Origin of the sequence: Vibrio genomosp. F10 str. 9ZD137, from assembly GCF_049974785.1 — a bacterium.
In the GTDB taxonomy this organism is placed as follows: domain Bacteria; phylum Pseudomonadota; class Gammaproteobacteria; order Enterobacterales; family Vibrionaceae; genus Vibrio.
Window position 1 is genome coordinate 1 of the sequence record NZ_JBNGCJ010000464.1, and the last position, 2,348, is coordinate 2,348.

Genomic DNA, 2,348 nt, shown 5'->3' on the forward strand with positions numbered 1-2,348 from the left:
GGCAGCCATGACCAATAAGCCAGATAGACTACCTGGTTGCATTCCCGTTACAGCGTAAACGATATTAAGTACAACACTTAGTACAAGCACCACTGCTAAGTTAGTGGCTAAAAACAGCATTATCCGCTTCATTCTTTCTCTCCGATGGGAAGCTTACACGACATGATAATAGAAAACTTTATCACTTATATTTATACATATAGTTTAAAGGGAAATAAAACAAGGTTAAGTGCTAAATTGAAACATTTGTTTTCTATTGTAATGCACGAGGTTACATATTGATTAGACTTTAGTCTTATTGCGCTTTGAGACCAAAGATAATACATTTTTACTATACATTTAGCCCCCAAAGAAAAGGACAATTTTATGGTGGAAGCTAACAACTATCAAATGGCGATTGATCTTCTTTGCTGTCATCTTGGCATCACTGAAAAAGAAGCAAAACAGCAACTGGGTATTAAATCGGACCAAGAAATACAGCAGACGGCCTTTGATACACAACAAGCACTCATGGGCTTAGTTCAAGACAAATAAACCGTTCGTTATCCTTACCGAAATAACGCTTTTTTAGACCTATAATGACAATTTAGATACATAGATTAAAATACATAAATTCAAATACATAAAAAGAGGGCTGCAAAAAATGCAGCCCTCTATTTATTGTATTATCTCTGGTTATTGTTTTGTTTCTATTTATTGTGGCAGTGCTCGATTTTCACTACTGCACTAACTTATCTAAATCAATAAATCGACCAAGATCCGTTCGCTTCGCCGCTGGGATGTATGGAATCTCACCCAGTTTTGGTGCACCTAACTGAGCTTCAAGCGTATCGATAAGTTCAGCGTAATGCTCAGTACCCGGATTAACACGATTCGCCACCCAACCTACGATGTTGAGCCCGTCCGCTCTGATCGCTTCCGCCGTCAAGACAGAGTGACTTAAACATCCCAATTTAATTCCTACCACCAAAATAACCGGCAGTTTCTCTTTCTTAACCCATGTTGATAGATAATCCGTATCAGAAACCGGCACTCGCCAGCCGCCAGCACCTTCTATAAGAACAACATCCGCCTTCTTTTTATGCGACGCCAGCTTTTCACTCAATACCGCATAATCTATTTCTACATTTTCTCGTTTCGCAGCGATATGCGGTGAACATGCTAACTCTAAAGCGTATGGGTTGATATCATCATAATGTGTATCGAGTGTTGCCGCTTTTTGCAAATGAAGCGCATCTGAATTACGCATGCCTTCTTCTGTCTTATTACTTCCAGCAGCCACTGGCTTATAGCCAATCGTATTTAACCCTTTAGTAGCTAAAGCATGTAAAATTGCTTTTGACGCTACGGTCTTGCCTACATCGGTATCCGTACCAGCAATAAAAAATGCATCAATCATCGTTGAATTGCCCCTAAACATACCTGATATGTAACAGGTAGTTGATTGAGATGGTTTTTAAAGACTTGGTACTCATGTTCCACTTGAATCAAAGCCTTACGACTTGTTAGTCCTCTTGAGCGGTCATTGACATGGTTAGCGCCAATACCCTTGAGATCACGCATCACTGAAAACGCAGAGTCGTACCAAATAGTGATTTCATCGAAGTCTAGTTGAAGATTGTTAAATTGAGATTGAGCTAACGCAATTTTTACCTGATTAGGTGATATAAACGTATTTATATGTTGATTTTTATCAACCTTTTCCCAAGACATCTTTAACTCTTGCAACGAACCATCTAACAACGTCGAAAAAAACGCTTCGCCTTTTGGTTTCAATACGCGATTTATCTCTTTAAGAGGGACGGACAAATCTTGGCACCACTGCAACGCTAAGCTCGAAAAAACATAATCGACGCGGTTTTGATTGAGAGGAAGACTCTCAGCATCAGCAACACAATATTGGATGCTTTTATCACCGCACCTCAGCCGAGCCTGTTCAAGCATCGATGCCGATAGATCAACGCAAATAACGTAAGCGCCTCGTGACAATAATTTTTTTGAAAAGTACCCAGTGCCACAACCTAAATCAACCACGACTTTCCCTGACAGATCCAAAGGCATACGCTCTAATAGCTGGTCACCGACATCGCGCTGAAATCCAGCATGTTTGTCATAGCTTGCTGCAGCCTTGCTAAACGCTGCAGCAATGTCGCTCTTATCGGGGACACTTCCTAACAGCCATTCATTTTGATTTTGGGCACTGAGCGTATTCAACATCCGTTTCATTCTCCGAGTATTTTCTGAAGGCCATTCGTTAGCTGCTTCACCTGATTGTCTGTATGACTGGCCGTTAGGGTAATACGTAAACGACTCATGTTTGCTGGAACAGTCGGTGCACGAATCGCCGT

General features: G+C 40.9%; 3 protein-coding genes and 2 pseudogenes. 1 reads left to right on the forward strand and 4 read right to left on the reverse strand.

Features of this window, described 5'->3' with window-relative positions; translation table 11 throughout:
• Nucleotides 1-132, reverse strand: a pseudogene (locus tag ACP45E_RS11120) (protease HtpX); the annotation flags it as partial.
• Nucleotides 133-366: 234 nt separating this feature from the next.
• On the opposite strand from ACP45E_RS11120, the gene ACP45E_RS11125 reads away from it, so the two are divergent.
• Nucleotides 367-534: a hypothetical protein gene (locus ACP45E_RS11125; protein ID WP_017034896.1), complete on the forward strand. Its 168-nt coding sequence runs from the start codon at nt 367-369 to the stop codon at nt 532-534.
• Between the two features lie 184 nt (nt 535-718).
• Here the strand turns inward: ACP45E_RS11125 and bioD are convergent, their stop codons facing one another.
• The 3 genes and pseudogenes from bioD to ACP45E_RS11140 form a co-directional block, all read right to left on the reverse strand.
• The gene (gene bioD / locus ACP45E_RS11130) at nt 719-1,399 is read right to left on the reverse strand and encodes a dethiobiotin synthase (protein ID WP_017038965.1); all 681 of its coding nucleotides are present in this window, start codon (nt 1,397-1,399) and stop codon (nt 719-721) included.
• The gene (bioC, locus tag ACP45E_RS11135; protein ID WP_017038964.1) at nt 1,396-2,217 is read right to left on the reverse strand and encodes a malonyl-ACP O-methyltransferase BioC; all 822 of its coding nucleotides are present in this window, start codon (nt 2,215-2,217) and stop codon (nt 1,396-1,398) included. The genes bioD and bioC overlap by 4 nt, the downstream gene beginning before the upstream one ends.
• A 5-nt stretch (nt 2,218-2,222) precedes the next feature.
• A pseudogene (locus tag ACP45E_RS11140) lies at nt 2,223-2,348 on the reverse strand (8-amino-7-oxononanoate synthase); the annotation flags it as partial.